The 25096-nt window shown below is 61.5% G+C and carries 21 protein-coding genes; 14 read left to right on the forward strand and 7 right to left on the reverse strand.

Going from position 1 to position 25096, the window contains the following annotated elements; translation table 11 throughout:
- Positions 1-61: 61 nt before the first annotated feature.
- From uvrA to ABI796_RS09700, 13 genes are all read left to right on the forward strand, one after another.
- The gene (uvrA, locus tag ABI796_RS09640) at positions 62-2989 is read left to right on the forward strand and encodes an excinuclease ABC subunit UvrA (RefSeq protein ID WP_141284142.1); all 2928 of its coding nucleotides are present in this window, start codon (positions 62-64) and stop codon (positions 2987-2989) included.
- A gap of 112 nt (positions 2990-3101) precedes the next feature.
- Positions 3102-3818 carry an HAD hydrolase-like protein gene (locus ABI796_RS09645; RefSeq protein ID WP_141284140.1) on the forward strand — a complete coding sequence of 239 codons (717 nt, stop codon included), beginning with the start codon at positions 3102-3104 and terminating at the stop codon, positions 3816-3818.
- A complete protein-coding gene (locus tag ABI796_RS09650) occupies positions 3805-4473 on the forward strand; it encodes a lysophospholipid acyltransferase family protein (protein WP_011774770.1) in 669 nt (222 codons plus the stop codon). The genes ABI796_RS09645 and ABI796_RS09650 overlap by 14 nt, the downstream gene beginning before the upstream one ends.
- A gap of 135 nt (positions 4474-4608) precedes the next feature.
- Positions 4609-6624: an excinuclease ABC subunit UvrC gene (uvrC, locus tag ABI796_RS09655; protein WP_141284138.1), complete on the forward strand. Its 2016-nt coding sequence runs from the start codon at positions 4609-4611 to the stop codon at positions 6622-6624.
- Positions 6625-6760: 136 nt separating this feature from the next.
- Positions 6761-7684 carry an RNase adapter RapZ gene (gene rapZ / locus ABI796_RS09660; RefSeq protein WP_141284136.1) on the forward strand — a complete coding sequence of 308 codons (924 nt, stop codon included), beginning with the start codon at positions 6761-6763 and terminating at the stop codon, positions 7682-7684.
- A complete protein-coding gene (gene yvcK, locus ABI796_RS09665) occupies positions 7684-8700 on the forward strand; it encodes a uridine diphosphate-N-acetylglucosamine-binding protein YvcK (protein ID WP_141284134.1) in 1017 nt (338 codons plus the stop codon). Before rapZ ends, yvcK begins: the two co-directional genes overlap by 1 nt.
- A gap of 9 nt (positions 8701-8709) precedes the next feature.
- On the forward strand, positions 8710-9690 hold the full coding sequence (whiA, locus tag ABI796_RS09670) for a DNA-binding protein WhiA (protein WP_141284132.1): 981 nt from the start codon (positions 8710-8712) through the stop codon (positions 9688-9690).
- Positions 9691-9863: 173 nt separating this feature from the next.
- On the forward strand, positions 9864-10487 hold the full coding sequence (locus ABI796_RS09675) for a superoxide dismutase (RefSeq protein WP_091467344.1): 624 nt from the start codon (positions 9864-9866) through the stop codon (positions 10485-10487).
- A 271-nt stretch (positions 10488-10758) separates the two neighbouring features.
- The gene (gap, locus tag ABI796_RS09680) at positions 10759-11769 is read left to right on the forward strand and encodes a type I glyceraldehyde-3-phosphate dehydrogenase (RefSeq protein WP_141284130.1); all 1011 of its coding nucleotides are present in this window, start codon (positions 10759-10761) and stop codon (positions 11767-11769) included.
- A gap of 9 nt (positions 11770-11778) precedes the next feature.
- Positions 11779-13005, forward strand: a complete 1227-nt coding sequence (locus tag ABI796_RS09685; protein ID WP_141284128.1) for a phosphoglycerate kinase — start codon at positions 11779-11781, stop codon at positions 13003-13005.
- Between the two features lie 73 nt (positions 13006-13078).
- Positions 13079-13894 (forward strand): triose-phosphate isomerase, encoded by an 816-nt coding sequence (tpiA, locus tag ABI796_RS09690; protein ID WP_141284126.1) that lies wholly within the window; start codon positions 13079-13081, stop codon positions 13892-13894.
- 36 nt (positions 13895-13930) lie between these two features.
- The gene (gene secG / locus ABI796_RS09695; RefSeq protein WP_024821019.1) at positions 13931-14188 is read left to right on the forward strand and encodes a preprotein translocase subunit SecG; all 258 of its coding nucleotides are present in this window, start codon (positions 13931-13933) and stop codon (positions 14186-14188) included.
- 150 nt (positions 14189-14338) lie between these two features.
- A complete protein-coding gene (locus tag ABI796_RS09700; protein ID WP_141284124.1) occupies positions 14339-14734 on the forward strand; it encodes an RNA polymerase-binding protein RbpA in 396 nt (131 codons plus the stop codon).
- Here ABI796_RS09700 and pgl read toward each other — a convergent pair.
- Genes pgl through tkt form a run of 6 tightly spaced genes read right to left on the reverse strand, consistent with a single transcriptional unit; the run spans position 14687 to position 22908 of the window.
- The gene (pgl, locus tag ABI796_RS09705) at positions 14687-15505 is read right to left on the reverse strand and encodes a 6-phosphogluconolactonase (protein WP_141284122.1); all 819 of its coding nucleotides are present in this window, start codon (positions 15503-15505) and stop codon (positions 14687-14689) included. The two genes, ABI796_RS09700 and pgl, sit on opposite strands and share 48 nt — an antisense overlap.
- A complete protein-coding gene (locus ABI796_RS09710) occupies positions 15495-16436 on the reverse strand; it encodes a glucose-6-phosphate dehydrogenase assembly protein OpcA (RefSeq protein ID WP_141284120.1) in 942 nt (313 codons plus the stop codon). Before ABI796_RS09710 ends, pgl begins: the two co-directional genes overlap by 11 nt.
- Positions 16433-17977 (reverse strand): glucose-6-phosphate dehydrogenase, encoded by a 1545-nt coding sequence (gene zwf, locus ABI796_RS09715; RefSeq protein ID WP_141284118.1) that lies wholly within the window; start codon positions 17975-17977, stop codon positions 16433-16435. Before zwf ends, ABI796_RS09710 begins: the two co-directional genes overlap by 4 nt.
- Positions 17978-17992: 15 nt before the next feature.
- On the reverse strand, positions 17993-19624 hold the full coding sequence (locus ABI796_RS09720) for a glucose-6-phosphate isomerase (RefSeq protein WP_141284116.1): 1632 nt from the start codon (positions 19622-19624) through the stop codon (positions 17993-17995).
- Positions 19625-19630: 6 nt separating this feature from the next.
- Positions 19631-20749, reverse strand: a complete 1119-nt coding sequence (tal, locus tag ABI796_RS09725) for a transaldolase (RefSeq protein ID WP_141284115.1) — start codon at positions 20747-20749, stop codon at positions 19631-19633.
- 32 nt (positions 20750-20781) lie between these two features.
- The gene (gene tkt, locus ABI796_RS09730) at positions 20782-22908 is read right to left on the reverse strand and encodes a transketolase (RefSeq protein WP_174754564.1); all 2127 of its coding nucleotides are present in this window, start codon (positions 22906-22908) and stop codon (positions 20782-20784) included.
- Positions 22909-23337: 429 nt separating this feature from the next.
- On the opposite strand from tkt, the gene ABI796_RS09735 reads away from it, so the two are divergent.
- Complete coding sequence (locus tag ABI796_RS09735) at positions 23338-24300, forward strand: heme o synthase (protein ID WP_141284113.1); 963 nt, start codon at positions 23338-23340, stop codon at positions 24298-24300.
- Positions 24301-24456: 156 nt separating this feature from the next.
- Here the strand turns inward: ABI796_RS09735 and ABI796_RS09740 are convergent, their stop codons facing one another.
- Complete coding sequence (locus ABI796_RS09740; protein ID WP_141284111.1) at positions 24457-25005, reverse strand: TOPRIM nucleotidyl transferase/hydrolase domain-containing protein; 549 nt, start codon at positions 25003-25005, stop codon at positions 24457-24459.
- Between the last annotated feature and the right edge of the window lie 91 nt (positions 25006-25096).

Consider the following 25096-nt stretch of genomic DNA (forward strand, 5'->3'; position numbering starts at 1 on the left):
GATCAGTAGCATGTGAGGCACGACATGGAAATTCGAAGAAGTTTTCGATTAGCATTGGTAAGTGCCCAAAGCCTTAGCTGAAGATACCGCCATGGACGCCCTCAACGGCGTCCCCGCCCTTTCCGATACCAAACCCATCAAGCCGGACATGTCCCGCTTGGTGGTCAAGGGTGCCCGGGAACACAATTTGCGCAATGTGGATCTCGATCTCCCTCGTGATGCAATGATCGTGTTCACGGGGCTGTCCGGCTCCGGTAAGTCATCGCTGGCTTTCGACACCATCTTCGCCGAGGGCCAACGCCGCTACGTGGAGTCCTTGTCCGCATATGCGCGCCAGTTCCTTGGCCAGGTGGACAAGCCCGATGTCGATTTCATTGAAGGCCTGTCTCCGGCGGTATCCATTGACCAGAAGTCCACCAGCAAGAATCCGCGGTCCACGGTGGGCACCATCACTGAAATTTACGACTACATGCGGTTGCTCTGGGCGCGCGTGGGCCGTCCGCATTGCCCTGTTTGCGGGGAGCCAATTGCGCGTCAGACACCGCAACAGATTGTTGATCAGCTCCTGGAACTCGATCCGGGCACTCGATTCCAGGTCCTGGCCCCCGTTGTCCGCGGTCGCAAGGGTGAATTTGTCGATCTCTTCAAGGAACTGACAGCCAAGGGCTATTCCCGCGCCCGTGTGGACGGGGAGCTTGTTCAGCTAAGCGATCCTCCCAAGCTCGGAAAGCAGTTCAAGCACACCATCGAGGTTGTGGTGGACCGTCTGGTGGTTAAGGAAGAAATCAGCCAACGCCTCACTGATTCGGTGGAGACAGCCTTGGGCCTGGCCGAAGGCCGTGTGCTGGTGGAGTTCGTGGACCTCGACGCCGAGGATCCTGCGCGTATCCGCGCCTTCTCGGAGAACCTGGCGTGTCCCAACGAGCACCCCCTCGCCATTGACGAGATCGAGCCCCGTTCGTTCTCCTTCAACAACCCCTTCGGCGCTTGCTCTGCCTGCAGTGGCATTGGCACGCGGCTGGAAGTTGATGAAGAACTGATCGTTCCCAACCCGGAACTTTCCCTGGGTGAGGGCGCCATTGCTCCCTGGGCACTCGGTACAGCCACTACCGAGTACTGGAACCGGCTCTTGGAGGGTTTGGCCCAGGAACTTGGCTTCTCCATGACGACTTCGTGGGAGAAGTTGCCGAAGGATGTCCGGAATACTGTCCTTCACGGCAAGGACCACAAGGTTGTAGTCCAGTACAAGAACCGCTTTGGCCGTGAGCGTAAGTACAGCACCGGCTTCGAGGGTGCCATCCAGTACGTTCATCGGAAGCACGGAGAAACAGACTCCGACTGGGCCCGGGACCGGTACGAAGAGTACATGCGTCAGATTCCCTGCCCGGAGTGCAACGGTGCCCGTCTGAACCCGGCCTCACTGTCGGTGCTCATCAACGGGAAGTCGATCGCCGAGGTGGCGGCCCTGCCCATGCGCGAATGCGCGGAGTTCCTCGGCAGCCTCACTCTGACCAACAGGGAAGCCCAGATTGCCAACCAGGTCCTGAAAGAGATTCAGGCCCGCCTGACCTTCCTCCTGGACGTCGGCTTGGAGTACCTGAACCTCGAGCGCCCCTCGGGAACCCTGTCCGGCGGCGAGGCTCAGCGCATCCGTCTTGCCACCCAGATCGGTTCCGGCCTGGTGGGCGTCCTCTATGTGCTGGACGAGCCTTCCATCGGCCTGCACCAGCGTGACAACAGGCGACTCATCGAGACCCTCACGCGACTGCGCGACCTCGGCAACACCCTGATTGTGGTTGAACATGACGAAGACACCATCCATGAGGCCGACTGGGTGGTGGATATCGGACCCGGCGCCGGGGAACACGGCGGTCAGGTGGTGCACTCCGGTACCTACAAAGAGCTGTTGGAGAACACGGATTCGCTGACCGGGGACTACCTTTCCGGACGGCGCAAGATTGACGTTCCCACCAAACGCCGCAAGTACGACAAAAAGCGTGAGCTCAAGGTTGTAGGCGCCAGGGAGAACAACCTCAACAATGTTGATGCCACCTTCCCCCTGGGGCTCTTCACGGCAGTGACTGGAGTCAGCGGCTCCGGTAAGTCCACATTGGTGAATGAAATCCTGTACAAGGTTCTGGCCAACAAGCTCAACGGGGCCAAGCAGGTAGCAGGACGCCACCGTACAGTGGCTGGACTTGAGCACCTGGACAAGGTGGTCCATGTTGATCAAAGCCCCATCGGGCGGACACCCCGGTCAAACCCGGCCACGTACACCGGTGTCTTTGACAACATCCGTAAGCTCTTCGCCGAAACCACCGAAGCCAAGGTCCGTGGCTACCAGCCGGGGCGCTTCTCTTTCAACGTCAAGGGTGGACGCTGCGAAGCATGTTCAGGCGACGGTACCTTGAAGATCGAGATGAACTTCCTGCCGGACGTCTACGTTCCGTGCGAAGTGTGCCACGGCGCCAGGTATAACCGCGAGACTCTCGAGGTTCATTACAAGGGCAAAACCATTGCCGATGTCCTCAACATGCCCATCGAGGAGGGCGCTGAGTTCTTCGCAGCTTTCACCCCCATTGCACGGCACTTGAAGACCTTGGTTGATGTGGGTCTTGGGTACGTGCGGCTCGGCCAGCCGGCAACAACACTGTCCGGCGGCGAGGCCCAGCGCGTGAAGCTGGCAGCGGAGCTCCAGAAGCGATCCAACGGGCGCAGCATCTATGTCCTGGATGAGCCCACCACAGGCCTGCATTTTGAAGATATCCGCAAGCTGCTCATGGTCCTCCAAGGGTTGGTTGACAAGGGCAACACTGTTATCACCATTGAGCACAACCTGGACGTCATCAAGTCCGCAGACTGGATCGTGGACCTTGGCCCCAATGGTGGTTCGGGCGGCGGAAAGATCGTGGCCACAGGAACGCCGGAACAGGTGGCAAAATCCACGGAAAGCCATACTGCGACCTTCCTTGCCGAAATTCTCGGATAGTTACTCACGGGCGGCGTGAAAGTCGCCAAAGGAATATCTCTGGGTCCGAAGATGTATTCCGGTAGCGGCATGCGAGTTTCAGGCATGCCGCTACTCGTGAGAAACTAACCCGGTGACTCAAACAACGGTGCCCGTAATATTCGATCTGGACGGCACCCTTGTCGATCCTGCCGGCGGTATCACAGGAGGCATCTCAGCGGCCCTCCGGGAAATGGACCTCCCCGTTCCGGAACAAGCCGTGTTGAATTCGATGGTAGGTCCCAAGCTCAGTGATTCACTCTTGCACTTGGCCAATGTGCCCAGCGGGTTGGTGGATGAAACCATTGAGCGGTATCGGCGCCATTACAAGGAAACCGGTATTGGACAGAGCAAGCTGTACCCGGGCATCTTCGATCTCCTGGAATTCTTCGCGGAAACCGGAAGGCCCGTTGCGGTAGCAACGCAAAAGCCCCAGTCCATTGCACGTCTTGTACTGGAACACCACGGGATTGCTGGCTTCTTTGTCTCCATACGCGGTGCAGCAGATGACGAATCCCTGGGGGCCAACACGGCCCCCGGCAAGGTTGAGATCGTCGGTGCGGCTTTGAAGGATCTCCATTCGCAGCCGGCCGTCATGGTGGGGGACCGGTTCCAGGACGTTGTTGGAGCACAGGCCAATGGCTTGGACTGCATCGGGGTGAGCTGGGGGTTCGCGCCGGACGGTGAACTTGAGGAAGCCGGGGCAGCGGCCGTGGTAGCCACAGCCGCTGAGCTGCGCAGCAAAATCGAAGAACTTGACGCTGTCCGCACGGCAGCCCTGAGCGAGGTACAAAACGATGGCAGTCTTTGATGCGATCCGGTGGACAACCCGTGGCCTGATTTCGTCCACCTGCAGGCCCACGGTCATAGGCTTGGAGAATGTTCCCAAAGATGGACCGTTCATTGTTGCGCCCAACCATCTTTCCTTCCTGGACAGCGTCATAGTTCAAGCACTGATGCCCCGGCCGGTTGCCTTTTTCGCCAAAGCGGAATACTTCACCACCAAAGGCGTCAAAGGTGCCGTGATGAAGTCGTTCTTTGAAGCTGTGGGTTCCATTCCCGTGGAGCGCGGTGAACAGGCCGCCAGCGTGCAGGCGCTTAAAACCCTTCTGGACATTCTGGAGTCCGGGAAGGGCATAGGCATTTACCCCGAAGGCACCCGCTCCCGGGACGGCATTCTCTACCGAGGCAGGACGGGAGTGGGCTGGCTCGCGCTCACCACAGGCGCTCCAGTGATTCCGGTGGGGCTGATCGGCACTGAGAAACTGCAACCCGCGGATAAGAACGCAGTGCGCCCCCAGCACTTCACCATGAAAGTGGGCGAGCCCCTCTATTTCGACAAGACCGGCCCGGACCACTCCCTGCCCGCCCGGCGTGAAGTCACTGACAAGATCATGGATGCCATCGCGCTGCTCAGCGGCCAGGAACGGTCCACAAGCTACAACCAGAGCAAGTCGGTGGACTAGTTCCGGCTTGGAGTCGGCTCAGTTCCACGGATGGGACTGAGCCGTACTCTTTGGCAACCATGGTGGGCCGCAGAAACCAATTGAGCCGCGGAGGCCGTGGCAATGAGTGCCTTTCCGGTTCACTAGACTGGAAACGTGGCAGATCCAGCAAGTTACCGGCCCCAAACGGGTGAGATTCCCACCACCCCCGGCGTCTATCGTTTCCGTGACCCCCATGGTCGTGTCATTTATGTGGGCAAGGCAAAAAACCTCCGTTCCAGGCTGAACTCGTATTTCGCCAACCCTGCGGGCCTCCTTCCCAAGACCCACGCTATGGTCCATGCAGCCAGCAGCGTTGAGTGGACCGTGGTGGGCAGCGAGCTGGAATCGCTGCAGCTGGAGTACACGTGGATCAAGGAGTTCAAACCACGGTTCAACGTTGTCTTCCGGGATGACAAAACGTATCCCTACCTCGCAGTCACCATGGGTGAAAAGTATCCCCGGGTGCAGGTCATGCGTGGTGAACGAAGGAAGGGCACGCGGTACTTCGGCCCTTACACTGCCGGCGCCATCAGGGAAACCATGGACACCCTTCTGAGGGTCTTTCCTGTGCGAAGCTGCAGCGCAGGAGTCTTCAAGCGCGCGGAGTCCAGCGGACGGCCCTGCCTTCTGGGCTACATCGACAAATGCTCGGCGCCGTGCGTGGGACGCGTTACACCGGAGGCGCACCGCGGGCTTGCCGAGGATTTCTGCTCCTTTATGGGAGGCGAAGCCAAACGCTTCATCAGCCGGCTGGAGAAGGACATGTCCGCGGCCGTAGCAGAGCTGGATTACGAGCGCGCGGCCGGGCTTCGGGATGACATCATCGCGCTCCGGAAGGTCTTTGAACGCAATGCCGTGGTCTTGGCCGAGGACACCGATGCGGACATCTTTGCACTCCACGAGGACGAGCTCGAAGCTTCAGTACAGGTGTTCCACGTCCGCGGCGGCAGGGTCCGCGGGCAGCGTGGCTGGGTGGTGGAGAAGGTCGAAGACGCCACCACACCGGAACTGATCGAGCATCTGCTGCAGCAGGTTTACGGTGAAGACAGCGAGGTTCAGGGCCGTATCCCGAGGGAAGTCCTTGTTCCCCGGAACCCCAGCAACCACGATGAACTGGCCGAGTGGCTGGGTGGATTGCGGGGCGCCCGGGTGGACATCAGGGTTCCCCAACGTGGTGACAAGGCAGCGCTGATGTCCACAGTCCGTGAGAATGCCGAGCAAGCCCTGAAGCTGCACAAGACGAGGCGGGCAGGGGACATCACCGTAAGGTCCCTCGCCCTTCAGGAACTTCAGGAGGCCTTGGAGATTCCGGTTCCGTTGCTGAGGATCGAGTGCTTCGATATCTCCCATGTCCAGGGGACCAACGTGGTGGCTTCCATGGTGGTGGTGGAAGACGGCCTGCCCAAGAAATCGGACTACCGCAAGTTCTCCATTACCGGTGCCGCAGCCGCGGACGATACCGCGGCCATGCATGACGTTCTTACCCGCCGGTTCAGGCACTACCTGACCGATAAAGCTGCCCAGGTTCCTATTGTTTCCGGCGAGATCATCAACCCGACCCGCAGTGGCGCCAAAAGCGCCGCTGACGTGCCGCCGTCGGACTCTGATGTTCCCGCCCCGAAGGCCAAGTTCGCTTACCCGCCCAATCTTGTGGTGGTGGACGGCGGGCAGCCGCAGGTCAATGCGGCAGCCCGTGCTCTGGCGGAGTTGGGCATTGATGACGTTTACGTGGTGGGTCTTGCCAAGCGGCTGGAGGAAGTCTGGCTGCCGGACAGTGACTTCCCGGTGATCCTGCCCCGGACCTCGCAGGGGTTGTACCTGCTTCAACGGATCCGTGACGAAGCCCACCGTTTTGCCATTACGTTCCACAGGCAAAAGCGCGGGAAGGCAATGACCGTTTCCGTCCTGGATGGTGTCCCTGGCTTGGGCGAGGCCAAACGCAAGGCGCTGGTGGCACACTTTGGCTCTCTGAAGAAGATCAAGGCCGCCTCGGTTGAGGAGCTCACCTCAGCCAAGGGCATCGGTCCGGCTCTGGCCGCCGCTGTTGTCCAGCACCTTGGTGCTGCGGGGGACGCAAGTGAAACAGCACCGGCAGTGAACATGACCACCGGCGAAATCCTCGAATCTTAGCTAGGGTAAGAACTTGGCCGGTCGGCGCGCTTGTGCTGCCGGGCGCCTGGGACCGACAACCCGAACCACGGCGCCGCGGGCGACGACCACGGTTCTTTATTGCAATGACCACTTCCTACGAAACGGGGACAAACTGATGGATGAGGCTACGGCAGGGTCCGGCACGGAGCAGGACGGCCTGACCCCCGTCAAGCCACCAGAGGCTGAATTGCTGGTGGTGACCGGCATGTCCGGTGCCGGACGCAGCACAGCCTCTGACGCCCTGGAGGACCATGGCTGGTATGTGGTGGACAACCTTCCACCGCAGATGCTGGGAACGTTGGCAGAAATTGTCTCGCACGCACCCAAGTCGATTCCCAAGCTGGCCGTTGTGGTGGATGTTCGCAGCAAGGACCTTTTCACTGACATCCAGACTGCTCTGGGCGCCCTGAGCGCGAGCGGCATCACTTTCCGCGTACTGTTCCTGGACGCCAAGGACGACGTCCTGGTACGCCGTTTCGAGCAGGGCCGTCGTCCGCACCCTCTGCAGGGAGGTGGGCGGATCCTTGACGGCATCGGAATTGAGCGCGAGGTCCTGCGGGAACTGCGCGAACACGCCGACGTCGTTTTGGACACCTCGGACTTCAACGTCCATGGCCTGGCCACTGCCATCACGGAATTGTTCAGCGATACAGGGCCAGTAACACTTCGCCTGAATGTCATGAGCTTTGGTTTCAAGTACGGGCTGCCTGTGGACGCAAACTTCGTTGCCGATGCCCGCTTCATTCCCAACCCGCACTGGGTTCCGCAGCTCCGGCCCCATACCGGGTTGGATGAGGACGTCAGCAACTATGTACTGGGAGCAGCAGGGGTCCAGGAGTTCGTTGATCGTTACGTCCGGGCGTTGGAACCCGTTCTGGACGGCTACCGCCAGGAAAACAAGCATTACGCCACGCTGGCTGTCGGCTGCACAGGCGGCAAGCACCGTTCCGTTGCTGTCACCATGGAACTTTCCAAACGCCTGGCACAATATCCCCGCGTCACCGTCACTACCACCCACCGCGACCTGGGTCGTGAATAGTGGGAGTTCTGACGGGACCGCTGCCGCTCATACCACCCAAGGGTGTTCCGGGCAGCCAGCAGAAGAAAAGCCCCTCGGTGGTTGCCTTGGGAGGCGGTCACGGACTGGCGGCTTCGTTGTCCGCCCTTCGGCTGCTCACCTCTGAGCTGACGGCCATTGTCACGGTAGCGGACGACGGCGGCAGTTCCGGGCGTCTGCGTGAAGAGTACGGCGTCCTTCCGCCCGGGGACCTGCGGATGGCATTGAGTGCCCTCTGCGATGACACGGACTGGGGCAGGACCTGGCGCGATGTCATGCAGCACCGTTTTGAGGCCGGTTCTGCCAAGGGCGGTTCGCTGGACAACCATGCAATGGGCAATCTGCTGATCGTCACTCTGTGGGAACTGCTGGGGGACACTGTTGCCGGGCTGAAGTGGGCAGGAGCTTTGCTGGGTGCCCGCGGCCAGGTGCTGCCGATGTCCAGCGTTCCCCTCACCATTGAGGGCAAAGCCCAGGTGGAGCTGCCAGATGGCAGCCATGAGCTGCGGACGGTACGGGGACAAGCCAAATGTGCTGTGGCAGGAAAGCTCGAAGAAGTCAGGCTCCTGCCCGAGGCGGCTCCGGCCTGCGTTGAGGCTCTCACTGCAATCGAACTTGCCGATTGGGTTATCCTCGGCCCCGGTTCCTGGTACACCTCGGTGCTGCCGCATTTGCTGCTGCCCGAGCTTCGGCGCGCCTTGGGCGACACCGCCGCCAAACGATGCCTCACCATGAACCTTGACGTTGAAACCAAGGAAACTTCAGGCATGACGGCAGCGGACCACCTCGATGTCCTGCGCCGTTATGCCCCTGAGTTTACGGTTGACGTGGTTCTGGCAGATCCTGCAGCCGTGCAGGACATCAAGGCTTTTGAGAAGGCTGCTGCGATGATCGGCGCAGAAGTGGTGTTGGGTAGAGTAGGGGCGTCGAGGCGCCGCCCCGTCCATGATCCACTGCTTTTGGCAGCGGCGTACCACGATATTTTCGGGAACAGTTAGGAACACGCGATGGCACTTACTGCGTCGGTCAAGGACGAACTGTCCCGGCTGGACATCAAGAAATCTTCTGTCCGTAAGGCGGAAGTTTCAGCAATGCTGCGTTTTGCGGGCGGATTGCACATTATTTCGGGACGGATCGTCATTGAGGCTGAAGTGGACTTGGCCTCCACCGCACGCCGTCTCCGGGCAGCGATCGCCGAGGTTTACGGGCATCAGAGCGAAATAATCGTTGTTTCCGGCGGAGGTTTGCGCCGGGGGAGCCGTTATGTAGTCCGGGTTGTTCGTGACGGTGAGGCACTGGCCCGGCAGACCGGCTTGCTGGACGGCCGTGGGCGTCCTGTCCGGGGCCTTCCGTCAACGGTGGTCAACGGCTCCGCTGCCGACGCCGAGGCCGTGTGGCGGGGCGCATTCCTTGCCCATGGCTCCCTGACTGAACCGGGACGATCCTCTTCCCTGGAAGTGACATGCCCCGGACCGGAATCCGCGCTGGCACTCGTGGGTGCAGCCCGCCGCCTCGGGATTCAGGCAAAGGCCCGCGAAGTACGCGGTGTTGACCGCGTGGTTATCCGCGACGGCGACACCATCGCCGCTCTGCTCACGCGCATGGGTGCCCACGATGCCCTCATGGTGTGGGAGGAACGGCGCATGCGGAAGGAAGTTCGGGCAACGGCCAACAGGCTTGCCAATTTTGATGACGCCAACCTGCGTCGCTCTGCGCAAGCGGCTGTGGCAGCGGGCGCCCGGGTGGACCGTGCGTTGGAGATCCTGGGCGATGACGTCCCTGACCACCTCAAGTACGCCGGGGAGCTGCGGGTGGCCCACAAGCAGGCGAGCCTGGACGAACTGGGCCGGCTCGCTGATCCGCCCATGACCAAAGACGCCATAGCGGGCCGGATCCGCCGACTCCTGGCCATGGCGGACAAGCGTGCTGTGGATTTGGGAATTCCCGGGACTGAGGCAAATGTGACTCCTGAAATGATGGACGAGTAGGGCGCACCCATAGAATCGAAAAAGTGCGGAGGAAATACTGCGAGGCCACCGCGGGTTGTTCCCGGTGGAGGCAAGAGCAGTCTTCTTCGCCAAGGATTTCCGGCTGGCCCGCTGGCCGGATGACATAACGAGAGTTACCAACCGGACGTGAGTCCATAACATTGGAGGATTTCGTGACAGAGTACGTTCTGCCCGAGCTCGGCTACGACTACGCAGCACTCGAGCCGCACATTTCGGCGAAGATCATGGAGCTGCACCACAGCAAGCACCATGCGGCATATGTTGCAGGCGCCAACAACGCCCTCTCCCAGCTGGCCGATGCCCGCGAAAAGAATGATTTCGCCAACATCAACCGTCTTTCCAAGGATCTCGCGTTCCACACTGGCGGACACATCAACCACTCAGTGTTCTGGAACAACATCTCCCCGGACGGCGGCGACAAGCCCGAGGGTGAACTGGCTGCTGCGATCGACGACGCCTTTGGTTCCTTCGATGCTTTCCGTGCCCAGTTCAGCGCGGCTGCCTTGGGCCTGCAGGGTTCCGGTTGGGCTTTCCTGGCCTACGAGCCCATCGGTGGAAACCTGCTCATTGAGCAGCTCTACGATCAGCAGGGCAATGTTGCAGTGGGCACCACCCCGCTGCTGATGCTGGACATGTGGGAGCACGCCTTCTACCTGGACTACGTCAACGTCAAGGCTGACTACGTTAAGGCGTTCTGGAACATCGTCAATTGGGCAGACGTCGCCAAGCGCTTCGAAGCCGCCCGCGCCAACGCCACGGGACTCATCGTTCTCTAAGTGGTGAGTTCCGGTTCACGCAGATGTAATAAAAGTCACCTTTAGCGTGAATTAGGGCCAAATGCTCAAAAGCCTGCCTCCGCAGTTGCGGGGGCAGGCTTAGTTAAACGTAAGATGGATCACGGAAGGCGGTTAGCCTTCAGCAACGTGGCTGGTCGCCCTCCGATCTGATAATCACCTCTGCCCAACGGCGTGCGGGGTCTGTTAGTTGGAAATATTTGATCCGACTCACTAGGCGTGCTTGCAAGAGCACCAAGGAGATTGACACATAGTGACCACCCGTATTGGTATCAACGGCTTCGGCCGCATCGGCCGTAACTACTTCCGCGCAGCACTGGCCCAGGGCGCAGACCTTGAGATCGTGGCAGTCAACGACCTCACCAGCCCCGAGACCCTCGCGCACCTCCTGAAGTACGACTCCGTCGGTGGCCGTCTCGCCCAGACCGTGGAAGTTGTCGATGGAAACCTCGTAGTCGACGGCAAGTCCATCAAGGTCCTTGCTGAGCGCGATCCCGCCAACCTTCCCTGGGGCGAGCTTGGTGTCGACATCGTGATCGAGTCCACCGGTTTCTTCACCAAGGCCGCAGCAGCGCAGAAGCACATCGACGCCGGAGCCAAGAAGGTCCTCATCTCGGCACCAGCCAGCGACGAAGACATCACCATCGTGATGGGTGTCAACCATGATCTCTATGACCCCGCCGCGCACAACATCATCTCCAATGCCTCCTGCACCACCAACTGCCTCGGCCCGCTGGCCAAGGTTGTCAATGACGCCTTCGGCATCGAGCGCGGCCTGATGACCACGGTCCACGCCTACACAGCTGACCAGAACCTGCAGGACGGCCCGCACGGGGATCTTCGCCGCGCCCGCGCTGCCGCGATCAACATGGTTCCCACGTCCACCGGTGCCGCCAAGGCTATTGGGCTGGTTCTGCCCGAGCTCAAGGGCAAGCTGGATGGTTACGCCATCCGCGTCCCCGTCCCCACGGGTTCGGCAACTGACCTCACGGTCACTGTTTCCCGCGAGGTCACGGTGGAAGAAGTCAATGCCGCTGTGAAGGCAGCAGCCGAGTCCGAACAGTGGGCCGGCATCCTGTCTTACACGGACGCCCCGATCGTCTCCTCTGACATCGTCGGCGACCCCGCTTCGTCCATCTTCGATTCCGGCCTGACCAAGGTCATCGGCAACCAGGTCAAGGTTGTTTCCTGGTATGACAACGAGTGGGGCTACTCCAACCGCCTCGTAGACCTCACGGAGCTCGTCGCATCCAAGCTGGGCTAGGGTAGACACATGACATCTCACACCCTCAACGAACTCATCGCTGAAGGTGTCCGCGGGCGGTACATTCTGGTCAGAAGTGACCTGAATGTGCCGCTCGACGGCTCTGCAGTGACCGACGACGGCCGCATCAAGGCCTCTCTTCCGGTCCTCAAGAAGCTCTCGGACGCCGGTGCCCGTGTGCTCGTAACCGCCCACCTCGGACGCCCCAAGGGAACCCCCGAGGACAAGTACTCGCTGAAGCCCGCTGCTGCCCGCCTGGCGGAGCTTGCGGACTTCAAGGTCCAGTTGGCCGAAGACACAGTGGGGGACTCCGCAAAGGGGCTCGCAGCCAGCCTTCAGGACGGCGAAGTCCTCATCCTGGAAAATGTTCGATTTGATGCGCGCGAAACCAGCAAGGACGACGCCGAGCGTGGCGCGTTCGCTGACGAGCTGGTGGTGCTCACCGGAAGCAACGGCGCGTACGTCGACGACGCCTTTGGCGCTGTCCACCGCAAACACGCCAGTGTCTTCGATGTCGCTACCCGCTTGCCGTCCTACCTGGGCGATCTTGTGCACACTGAAGTAGAAGTCCTGAGGAAGCTCACCACCGATACCCAGCGTCCCTACGTCGTTGTTCTTGGCGGCTCCAAGGTTTCGGACAAGCTGGCGGTCATTGACAACCTGCTGGGCAAAGCTGACACCATCCTTGTTGGTGGCGGGATGCTCTTTACCTTCCTGGCAGCAGCCGGTCACAAGGTAGCGGGCAGTCTCCTTGAGCAGGACCAGATTCCCGTGGTCCAGGATTATCTCAAGCGGGCATCCGATGCCGGTACGGCGTTTGTGATCCCCACTGACGTGGTGGTCGCCAACCGTTTCGCTGCCGATGCTGACCACGAGGTCGTCAAGGCTGACGCGATTGAAGAAAGCAGCTTCGGCGCTTCCGGAATCGGCCTCGATATTGGCCCGGAATCAGCCTCGGCGTTTGCGGCCCAGATCGAAGGCGCCAAGACCGTCTTCTGGAACGGTCCCATGGGTGTCTTCGAGTTCGATGCCTTCTCCAGTGGTACGCGGGCTATTGCACAAGCCCTGACGGATACTGTTGCGTTCACTGTGGTTGGCGGTGGCGACTCCGCAGCAGCCGTTCGGACCCTCGGTTTCGAAGATTCGCAGTTCGGCCACATCTCCACCGGTGGCGGCGCCAGCCTGGAATACCTTGAAGGCAAGGAACTTCCCGGCCTGAGCGTTCTGGACCGCTAAGCATCAACCGGCCGGCGGGGCGCTCAACGCCCTGCCGGCCGTTCCCTATCTCAACGCATTCTTTGGAGTTCACGTGACTACCTCTGCCAATGGCAACTTCGTCCGCAAGCCCTTCATCGCCGGCAACTGGAAGATGAACATGGACCACGTCCAGGGCATCACCTTGCTGCAGAAGCTGGCGTGGACACTGTCCGACGCCAAGCACGATTACAGCCGTGCAGAGGTGGCGGTGTTTCCTCCGTTTACCGATCTCCGCGGCGTCCAGACGTTGGTTCAGGGCGATGAACTGGAAGTTGTCTACGGCGGCCAGGATCTTTCCCAGTTCGACTCCGGCGCCTACACAGGTGACATCTCCGGCCAGTTCCTGAGCAAACTGGGCTGTGCCTACGTCCTGGTGGGCCACAGTGAACGCCGCACCATCCACAACGAGTCTGATTCCGTCCTGAACGCCAAGGTGAAGGCCGCTTTCCGGCACGGGGTAACCCCGGTTCTCTGCGTCGGTGAGGGCCTGGAAATCCGCCAGGCCGGCACTCACGTGGAGCACACACTGGCCCAGTTGCGCGCTGGTGTTGAAGGACTCACCGCTGAGCAGGCAGCCGAACTCGTTGTAGCCTATGAGCCCGTTTGGGCCATCGGCACCGGAGAAGTCGCAGGCCCGGAAGACGCACAGGAAATGTGCGCTGCCATCCGTGCCGAGCTCGCCGGGCTCTTCGATGAGACCGTTGCAGCCAAAACGCGCTTGCTGTACGGCGGCTCCGTCAAGGCCAACAATGCTGCCGCGATCATGGCCGAAAATGACGTTGACGGGTTGCTTGTGGGTGGCGCAAGCCTGGACCCCGTTGAGTTTGCTAACATTGTCAGGTTCGAGAGCCACCTCGTCAAAGACTAGTCCGGCTCCCGTTTTCCGCTTCTTCGAAAGGCCGTCGTGGACGTTCTTCAAGTCATTCTGCAGATTCTGCTGGGCATCACCAGCCTTCTGCTGACGCTGCTCATCCTCCTGCACAAGGGACGTGGCGGCGGTTTGTCCGACATGTTCGGTGGCGGAATGAGCTCCGGATTGAGTTCGTCCGGCGTAGCCGAGCGCAACCTGAACCGCTTCACCATCATTCTTGGCATCACCTGGGGTGCTGTGATCATCGGCTTGGGCCTGATCATGCGATTTACCTCTGGTGGCGACTCCTAGTCGTACCAGGGAAGGGGAGGCTCCACGAACGGAGCCTCCCTTTTTCTTTGCCCTCTGGCACCCGGCGCTACTGCCGTCGTCGGGCCCCTCGCATTAGACTGGCCCTGTTGGCCGTGACATCCCGCCACCACGTCATGAGGGGTTTCAACTATGGTTCATGGTACGCCTGGATATCGAGGCACCCGAGTTGGTGTCACGCAGGGCTCAGCTCCTCGAAATCAGAGCGATCATGGCCCCGGACAACCACTGCCGAGGATTCAAGTCCCTTATTGGTGTGCCAAGGGACACGAGACGCGGCTCGTTTTCCTTAAGTTGCCGGACGAGCAAATACCCCGGATCTGGGATTGTCCAAAGTGCGGCGCTCCCGCATCCCGGGACCCCGGGAATCCGGCCCCCGAAAGACCGGAGGATGAGATCTTCAAATCCCACTTGGATTACGTTAAAGAAAGACGCTCCAGCCAGGATGCCGAAGTGGTCCTGGCTGGAGCGCTTGATCGGTTACGCGCCCGCGGGGTCCTTCCGGACCAATTGCTGGGGGACTCTTGACGCTGCGTTCTCGTCAATAAGCCACAGCGTCCTTGCGCGTCCCACTGGGCCGGCTGCGGGTACCTGAACGGGATTGGCTCCGGCCAGGGCCAGGCCCACGGCTCCTGCCTTGTCTTCGCCGGCCACAACCATCCAGATCTCCTGGGCTGTGTTGATGGCGGGGAGCGTCAAGGAAATGCGCGACGACGGCGGTTTGGGGGAGTTCTCTACCCCCACCACAGTGCGGCTCTTCTCGCGAATACCGGCTTGCTCCGGAAAGAGCGATGCTACGTGGGCATCGGGCCCTACACCCAGGAGCAGTATGTCAAAGCGGGGCAAAACACCGGGCTGTTCAGGCCGGGTGTCAGAGGTGTCTGCTGCGTGCTCAGCCTCGGCAGCTGCCTTGAGTTCCTCAGCGTAGGCTGCGGCGGCGGCGTCAGCCGTGGCATAGGCGTCGGCCGAACCGGGCTCATGAACCCTGGCCGGATCAACAGCCAGATGGGACAACAGTGCCTGGTGCGCTTGGCGGGTGTTCCTCTCGTCACTGTCCGCAGCGACAAACCGCTCGTCACCCCACCAGAAGTTGACCCGTGACCAATCCACGGCTGGCGCTGCGGCGGAGTCTGCCACAGCCTTCAGGGTCCCAATGCCAACGGTTCCGCCGGTGAGGACCACCGTGGCCTCACCATGTTTGTCCTGGACGTCCACAAGCTTGGTGATCAGGCGCGCAGCAATTGCGGCCATCAGCACCTTGGAGTCGGGGTGGATGCTTACTCTTGGCTCAGCGTGCACTGGTCTGGACTCTCCTCTGACTGGTAAGTGGAAGTCCCATCGTAATCACTTCTCCGAAGACTTCATCGGGGTCCAGGCGCCGGAGTTCTTCGGCGAGGCAGTCTTTGAGGCTTCGGCGCGGGAGGGTGATACGTTGCGCGGGTTGGCCTGGCTGGGTCAGTTCGGCCACGGACAGGCCGGGGCGGAAGAGTTGAACGTCGCCGCTGGCGCGTGTGAGACGGACCCGGCGGATGCCGGTGCCTGCGGGGTCGGCCACAATCGTGACGGGTGCTTCCAATGCCAGGCTGAGCCAGGCGGCCAGCAGCAGCGTGCTGGGAGAATCGGAAGCGCCTTCGACGGCGACGACGGAGACGGGGTCACTGTCTACCTGATCGAAGACCGCGGCGAGTTGCATGCGCCAGTTGGTCAGGCGGGTCCAGGCGAGGTCGGTGTCACCGGCTTTGTACGTGGCCCGGATGTTTTCCAGCGCGCGGCGGGGGTCCGGTTCGTTCGCTGAATCGGTGATGCGGCGGTGCGCGATCCGGCCGATGGAGGTTTCGCAGGCGTTTTCCGGGGCGCCGTGCGGCCACCAGGCCACGATCGGCGCGTCCGGGAGCAGCAGGGCAGCGACGAGGGATTCGCTTTCGTGGGCCATGTGCCCGTGCCCGCGCAGGACGATCACCTCGGATGCGCCGGCGTCGCCACCTACCCGGATCTGGGCGTCAAGGCGGTCCGGTCCTTCAGCCCCGGCGTCGGCCAGGACGATGATCCGGCAGGGGTGTTCCCTGCTGGCCTCGTTGGCGGCTTCGATCGCGTCTTCTTCCTGCCCGGACTTCGTTACCACCACCAAGGTCAGCACACGACCCAAAGCGATCACGCCGCCTTGCTCGCGCAGGGACATGATCTTCTTGGAAATCTTGGAAGTAGTGGTATCCGGAAGATCTACAATCATGGCCTTCTCCAGGTTCGTCCGTCACGGGCCAGCAAAGCATCGGCCGAAGCCGGCCCCCAACTGCCCGGTGCGTAAGGTTGCGGTTGCTCGTCCAAGCCAGCCCAGTATTCCTCGAACGGGTCAAGGATCTTCCAGGACAGCTCCACTTCCTGATGCCGCGGGAACAGCGGCGGCTCGCCCAGGAGCACATCCAGGATCAGGCGTTCGTAGGCTTCGGGGCTGGACTCGGTGAAGGAATGGCCATAGCCGAAGTCCATGGTCACATCGCGGACTTCCATCTGCGTGCCCGGGACCTTGGACCCGAACCGGATCGTGGCGCCCTCATCGGGCTGGACCCTGATCACCACGGCGTTCTGACCGAAGTCGTCCTCACCGTGATCACGGAACAGCAGGTTCGGGGCCCGCTTGAACACCACCGCGATCTCGGTCACCCGGCGGCCCAGCCGCTTGCCGGCGCGGAGGTAGAACGGGACACCGTTCCACCGGCGGGTGTTGATATCCACCCGGATCGCAGCGAACGTCTCAGTCTTCGAATCAGCCGGGATACCGTCCTCGTCCAAATACCCGAGGACTTCCTCGCCGCCCTGCCAACCGCCGGTAAACTGACCCCGCGCCGAGTGCGTGGACAGGTCCTCCGGAAGCTTGACCGCGGCGAGGACCTTTTCCTTCTCAGCCCGCAGGTCGTCGGCGTTGAAGGAAATGGGCTCCTCCATGGCCGTCAGTGCCAGCAACTGCAGCAGGTGGTTCTGGATGACGTCACGGGCAGCGCCCACACCGTCGTAATAGCCTGCACGGCCCCCGGTGCCGATGTCCTCGGCCATCGTGATCTGGACGTGGTCCACGTAGTTGGCGTTCCAGAGCGGTTCGAACAACTGGTTCGCGAAACGCAACGCCAGGATGTTCTGGACCGTCTCCTTGCCCAGGTAGTGATCAATACGGAACACTGCATCGGCCGGGAACACCGACTCCACAATGTCGTTCAGCTGCCGTGCCGATTCAAGGTCATGCCCAAACGGCTTTTCAATCACCACACGCCGCCACTGACCCGGCTTGGCCTGCGCCAGGCCGTGCTTGGACAACTGCCGACACACCTGCTCGAACGCCTTCGGCGGGATGGAAAGGTAGAAACCATGATTACCGCGGGTGCCGCGGGTCTCGTCCAGCTCATCGAGGACGTCGCCAAGACGCTCGAACGCGTCGTCGTCGTCGAACTCGCCCTGAACAAAACGGATACCCGAAGCCAGCTGCTCCCACACCGCCTCGTCAAACTTCGTCCGCGCGTGGGCCTTCACGTTCTCCTTCACCTCCGCGGCGAAGTCGGCGTTGTCCCAGTCGCGGCGGCCGAAGCCCACCAACGCGAAGCTGGGAGGGAGCAAACCACGGTTGGCGAGGTCATAGACCGCAGGCATCAACTTCTTACGAGCAAGGTCCCCGGTAACACCGAAGAACACCAACGACGACGGCCCCGCGATGCGGTTCAGGCGACGGTCCCGCGGATCCCGCAACGGATTCCGGACTGTGCCGTTCCTAGTTTCTGGCATGTTTGGTTCTGTGCCTTAGCTTTCGAGTGCGCTGGCTTGTTTGGCCAAAGCAGAGACGAGTTCCTGAAGTTGGGCTACACCCGCGTGACGCTCCGTGAGGTGCAGGCGCAGCACGGGGCGGCCGTGACCTTCCAGTACCTGGGCGTCACCCGAGGCTTGGGCGGCAATGAGCTGTCCAAAAGTGAAGGGCCGGTCCGGAATCTCCAGATCCGTGGAGGAAGCTGCAGTGACCTGCAGGAAGACCCCAATGGCTGGTCCGCCCTTGTGGAACTGGCCGGTGGAGTGCAGGAACCGCGGACCCCAGCCGAAAGTCACCGGACGGCCGGTCACGGAGGCAAGTTCATCACGAATGCCTTCAAGCGGGGCATGTGAAATACGGTCAAGGTATGCCTGAACGCTCAGGTAGCCATCGGCACCGAGCTGGCCGAGGAGCGCCTGCACGGCCTCGCCGGCCGTGGACGCGTTACCAAGCCATTCGCCACCACGTACTTCAACTGCGCCGTCGGTGAAGGCCGCCGGGGTGGGTTCAGGACGGGCGTCCAGCAAACCGCGCGCAGCCACCTTGGCGGCCTCGACGTCAGGCTGGTCAAAGGGATTGATGCCCAGCAAAATGCCCGCCACTGAAGTGGCAAACTCCCAGACAAACATCTGCGATGCCAGGCCACCAGCAATGGCAACCTCGTTCTCACGAAGATCGACGTCGTCGTCGGCACCTACCAGCCGCACCACCAGGCCGTCGGTGGCGCCGCCAAGGGCCTCGGGAGACTGGGGACCGGCAACCACCGGAAGAACGCCAGTGCCCAGCTTGCCGGTGGATTCGGCGATGAGTTGCTCGGCCCAGTCGGCGAAACCCACAATGCCGGAACCGTCTTCTGCGATGACGATCTTGTTGCGCAGCGGGCTGGTGCCACCCAAAGCAATACCCAGCGCCAAGCCAATGTTGTCAGCGGAGTCCTCATTGAGGATCTCGGCTGCTTCCTCGGCTTCATCCAGGAATGCCTGGATGTCTACGCCGGCCAGGCCTGATGGGACCAGGCCGAACGCCGTGAGGGCTGAAAAACGGCCGCCCACGTTGGGGTCGGCGTTGAAAACCGCCCGGTAGCCGGCCTCGCGGGAGGCCTTGTCCAAAGGCGATCCGGGATCCGTAACAATGACGATCCGGCTCTTGGCATCAATACCGGCGTCGTTGAACGCCTTCTCGAACACGCGTCGCTGGGAATCAGTCTCAACGGTGGAACCGGACTTGGAAGAGACCACAATAGCTGTCTCCGCCAAGCGATCCGCCAACGCAGCACTGACCTGTTCGGGATCAGTGCTGTCCAGCACAGTCAGCTCGACGCCGGCAGTACCGGCAATAACCTCCGGAGCCAAGGAAGACCCACCCATGCCACAAAGGACAATGCGGGTAACTCCTTCAGCGCGGAAGGCGTCACGAAGTTCCAGAATGTCCCCGACCAGAGCCTGGGACACCGTGGCGGCCTCTACCCAGCCGAGTCGGATCGCGGACTCGGACTCTGCATCTGGGCCCCACAGCGTGTGGTCCTTGGCGAAAATCCGGGTAGCGATCTTGTCGTCCACCAGAGTGTCAATGTGCTCGGCGATGGCCTGCTGGGCAGCACCGCTGGCGTCGTAGCTGATTGTGCTCATAGTTGGTTAGGAAGCCTTCCGTGCAGTGGCGAGTGCGCCTTCGACGTCGGCGAGGAGTTCCTTCCAGGAGCCCACGAACTTCTCAAGGCCTTCGGTCTCAAGAAGCGTCACGACGTCGTTGTAAGAGACGCCGAGGGCCTCGAGGGCGTTCAGGGTCTCATTCGCCTCATCGTAGGTGCCCGTGATGGTGTCACCGGTGACTACACCGTGATCGAACGTGGCATCCAGCGTCTTCTCCGGCATGGTGTTTACCACGCCAGCTGCTACCAATTCGGTCACGTAGAGGGTGTCCGGGTAGGCCGGGTCCTTCACGCCGGTGGAAGCCCACAGGGGACGCTGGGGGAGGGCGCCGGCTTCGGCCAGCACTGCCCAGCGCTCGGTGGAGAAGAGTTCCTCGTAGACCTGGTAGGCAAGACGTGCATTGGCTACGCCTGCCTTGCCCTTCAGTGCCTTTGCTTCATCCGTACCGATGGCGTCAAGGCGCTTGTCGATTTCAGAATCCACGCGGGAGACGAAGAATGATGCCACGGAGTGGATCCTGGAGAGGTCGTGACCGTTTTCCTTGGCCTGCTCAAGGCCGGACTGGAAAGCGTTGATGACCGCGCGGTAGCGCTCCAGGGAGAAGATCAGGGTCACATTGACGCTGATGCCTTCTGCCAGTGTTGCCGTGATGGCTTCGAGGCCCTCCAAGGTGGCAGGGATCTTGATGTGGACATTGTCCTTGTTGACCTTGGCGTAGAGGTGCTTGGCCTCGGCGATGGTACCGGCGGTGTCCCAGGCGAGGCGGGGGTCCACCTCGATGGAGACACGGCCATCCACACCGTTGGTGGCAGCGGCGATCGGTGCGAAGAGATCGCAGGCGTCGGCCACGTCCGTGGTGGTGATTTCGAAGATGGTCTCTTCGACGCTGGCACCGGCCGCGGCCTGCGCTGCGATGGTGGCGTCGTAGTCCGTACCGGCGGTGATGGCGGCGTGGAAGATGGAGGGGTTGGTGGTTACACCAACCACGTTCTTCTCGTCGATGAGCTTCTGCAAGGTGCCGGTATCCAGGCGGGTGCGGGAGAGGTCATCGAGCCAGATGGAAACGCCGGCGTCGGAGAGTTGCTGCGTGGGAGTGCTGGACATGTGTTTTTCTCCTGTGAGAGGGAAACAGACTGTTATGCGTTCGAGTCTGCGAGGGAGTCTTTGGCTGCGGCCGCAACGGCTTCGGCGGTGATGCCGAACTCGTTGAAGAGCCGCTTGTAGTCGGCGGAGGCGCCGAAGTGTTCCAGGGAGATGGAGCGGCCGGCGTCGCCGACGAATTCTCGCCAGCCCAGTGCCAGGCCTGCTTCAACCGAAACGCGGGCCTTTACCGTTGCCGGGAGTACGGATTCGCGGTAGGCCTCGTCCTGCTTGTTGAACCACTCAACGCACGGCATGGACACAACGCGGGCTGCGATGCCTTCTGCCTGGAGTGCTTCACGGGCCTGGACTGCGAGCTGGACCTCGGAACCGGTGCCGATCAGGATGACCTGGGCGTCAACGGTTTCGCCGTCCTTGGAGGCTTCGGCCAGCACGTAACCGCCCTTGGCAACACCGGCGGTGGAAGCGAACGTGTCGCCGGTTGCTGCACCTTCGCCGCGGGCGTAGGTGGGGATGTTCTGGCGGGTCAGGACGATGCCGGCCGGGTTCTCGTGGTTCTCCAGCATGACCTTCCAGGCCGCGGCGACCTCGTTCGCGTCGCCGGGGCGGACAACGTCCAGGCCCGGGATGGCGCGCAGCGAAGCCAGCTGCTCCACGGGCTGGTGGGTGGGGCCGTCTTCGCCAAGGCCGATGGAGTCGTGCGTCCATACGTACAGGGACGGAACACCCATCAGCGCGCCGAGGCGGATAGCGGGGCGCTGGTAGTCGGAGAAGATCAGGAACGTGCCGGAGAAGGCGCGGGTGCGCCCGTGCAGCGAGATGCCGTTCACGATCGAGGCAGCAGCGTGTTCACGGATACCGAAGTGCAGCACGCGTCCGTACGGGTTGCCCTTCCAGGCATCCGTGGAACGTGAGGTAGGGATGAACGACGGCGAGCCTTCGATGGTGGTGTTGTTGGACTCGGCGAGGTCGGCCGAACCGCCCCACAGCTCCGGAAGTACCGGTCCGATTGCATTCAGGACCTTGCCCGACGCTGCACGGGTGGAAACATCCTTGCCTGCTTCGAACACCGGAAGCGCGGCGTCAATCTCAGCCGGGAGCTTCTTGGCTTCAACGCGTTCCAGCAGCGCAGCTGATTCGGGGTTGGCGGACTGCCATGCCTCGAAGGAGGACTGCCAGGCGGCGCGTGACTCGGCGCCGCGGTCCAGGACCTTGCGGGCATGTGCCAGAACTTCTTCGTCAACATCGAAGGACTTGGCCGGATCGAAACCGAGCACGGTCTTCAGTGCTGCGACTTCCTCGGCACCGAGGGCCGAGCCGTGGATCTTGCCGGTGTTCTGCTTCTTCGGCGCCGGGTAACCGATGATGGTCCGCAGCGAGATGATGGACGGCTTGTTCGTCTCAGCCTTGGCCGCGAGCAGTGCCGAGTAGAGCTCCTGAACGTCTTCGACGTAGTCGCCGGTCTTGGTCCAGTCCACGCGCTGGGTGTGCCAGCCGTAAGCCTCGTAACGCTTGAGGACGTCCTCGGTGAAAGCAACGTCGGTGTCGTCTTCGATGGAGATGTGGTTCTCGTCGTAGATCACCACGAGGTTGCCCAGTTCCTGGTGACCGGCGAGGGATGAAGCCTCGGAGGTCACACCTTCCTGGAGGTCGCCGTCTGAGGCGATAACCCAGATGGTGTGGTCGAACGGTGACTCGCCGGCGGGAGCATCGGCGTCGAACAATCCGCGTTGGCGACGCTGCGAGTAAGCGAAACCGACTGCCGAAGCGAGCCCCTGGCCCAGCGGGCCGGTGGTGATTTCCACACCGGCGGTGTGCTTGTACTCGGGGTGTCCCGGGGTCAGCGAACCCCACGTGCGCAACGCCTCAAGGTCCTTCAGTTCCAGGCCGTAACCGGAGAGGAACAACTGAATGTAAAGCGTCAAGGACGTGTGGCCGGGGGACAGGACAAAGCGGTCGCGGCCGATCCAGTCCGGGTTCTTCGGGTCATGGCGCATCAGCTTCTGGAACAGCAGGTACGCTGCCGGAGCCAGGCTCATCGCAGTACCGGGGTGGCCATTGCCGACCTTCTCCACGGCGTCGGCGGCCAACACGCGAACGGTGTCAACTGCCTTCTTGTCCAGATCGGTCCATGACAGTTCTTGCTCTTCCAAATGTGGCACGAAAACCGAGCCCCTCTCTGTGCTGACGGCAGGCGTACGGACACGGCACGCAGGAAGCACAGGATGGCGCCCGCTGCAATGTGTCTACCAGCCGTTCACCATTGAAACGTTGATCTCTCATCCAGACGCACGGATATCCAAGAATACGGTTTCCCGGATCGTCAACGTGTGCTGATCTGCTCAACAGCTTAGCCCTAAACGTGTCATGGAACTCAGGGAATCCCACTAACTGGACAGAAATTCCCTTATATGAATCACAAGAGCCCGGCGAGGGAGTGAAGATTCGGAAACATTGACGTATTTTGCGGACATCGGCCCTCTTTCGGCCACGGTATGATATTTGGAGGCCAGCAGCGGATCATGCGCCCGCGTCAGATTTTCGAGGACCGGGACGGCAGCCGCTGCCAGAACCCCAGAGCATAGAACAGAGTGACTGCCGCCGTGAGCACAACTGATACGCCCCTCAACGCGTCCCCGGCCCGGGGAAGCCTCGGAATGTCCCGTAAATTCAAGGCGTATCTGGCACTCACCAAACCCCGGGTTATCGAGCTTCTCCTGGTCAGCACACTGCCAACCATGATCTTTGCCCAGCGCGGCTTCCCGTCCATCGGGCTGATCCTGGCCACTCTTGTTGGCGGCGCTTTCGCTGCCGGCAGCGCGGGCGTCTTCAACTGCTACATCGACCGCGACATCGACAAACTGATGCACCGCACGGAGAAGCGTCCGTTGGTCACCGGTGAAGTGACTCCGCGCGAAGCCCTCATTTTCGCTTGGATCCTGGGTGCCGCGTCGATCGCGATTCTGTGGTTCGGCGCCAACCCCCTTTCCGCCTGGCTGGGCCTGGGCGCAATCGTTTTCTACGTGGTGATCTACACCATGATCCTGAAGCGTCGCACTGCCCAGAACATCGTCTGGGGTGGCGCTGCCGGATGCTTCCCTGTTCTCATTGCGTGGGCGGCAGTTACCAACACCGTGGAGTGGCCGGCAATCGTGCTCTTCATGGTGATCTTCCTCTGGACGCCTCCCCATTACTGGCCTTTGTCCATGCGTTACGGCGAGGACTACCGCAATGCGAACGTCCCCATGCTCGGTGCCATTGCCGGGGCGAAGGTGGTCTCTGTCCAGGTAGTTCTCTACGCATGGGCCATGGTTGCCTGCTCCCTGTTGATGGTTCCCGTGGGCGGCGCCGGCTGGGTTTACACGATTGTTGCCGTTGCCGCCGGAGCCTGGTTCCTCTACGAGAGCCACGCCTTGTACAAGCGCGCGCAGGGTGGGGACGTCTCCAACAAGGGAGCCATGAAGGTCTTCCATGGCTCCATCAGCTACCTGACATTGCTCTTCATCGCCCTGGCCGTGGACCCGTTCGTCGGCTCAGCCATCGTCGGAGCCTAAGCTCCGCTATTCCTCTCAAAAGAGCAAGGTTCGACGCCGGTACTCGCCAGGGTGCCGGCGTCGTACTTTTCTCCACCCATTGGACGCCCGCTCACATCCCTCGGGCTTAAACCCAAACGCCCGCTCACATCCCTCGGGCTTAAACCCAACGCCCGCTCACATCCCAAAAGATTCGAGCAATCGAGCCAGCGGGGGAGGAGCCTTGCCTGCGGGCAAAGCAGTTACCAGCAAGGGCGCGTAGCGGATCTTGTTGCCGCTGCGTCCACCGAAGAACCTCCGCAGCTGTGCTTCCACCGGTAAGTCCCGCAGCGACGGCTGGCGCTGGAGAAGCTCAAAGGATGAAAGCTCACCTTGATTGGCGATCACGTTGAGCACCACATCAACGCCGAGGCTGCGGATGAGCTCGTCTTCCAGATCTGCAGTGCAGACCTGAAACCCGAACCCTTCCAAGGGATCGGATCCAATCCCTGCTCTCGCAAGTGCCTTGGCGACGCCAAGGGACTCCCGCGCGTCACAAAGGCCGAGCAGCCGGTGGTCGGCTCCGTTCGGGCCGAAGCGATTCAGGAAGTGGCCGATGCTGGTTGCCCCGCCCATGGGAACCACAGAGACTCCTTGTGACGCGAGGTCATATCCCCGGCGGCCTGCCAGTGTCTCGACCGCCAGTCGGTCACTTTCGCCCTCTACCAGAACTGTTGTGGCCTGCATATGAACAGTATGTCGGACCCCGACGGTGACTGACGCCTCACGGTCACCGTGTGAACGCTCACCACCTAGATGCCATGTCACAGCACCTAGT

It is taken from the genome of Paenarthrobacter aurescens, assembly GCF_041549525.1.
GTDB lineage: Bacteria > Actinomycetota > Actinomycetes > Actinomycetales > Micrococcaceae > Arthrobacter > Arthrobacter aurescens.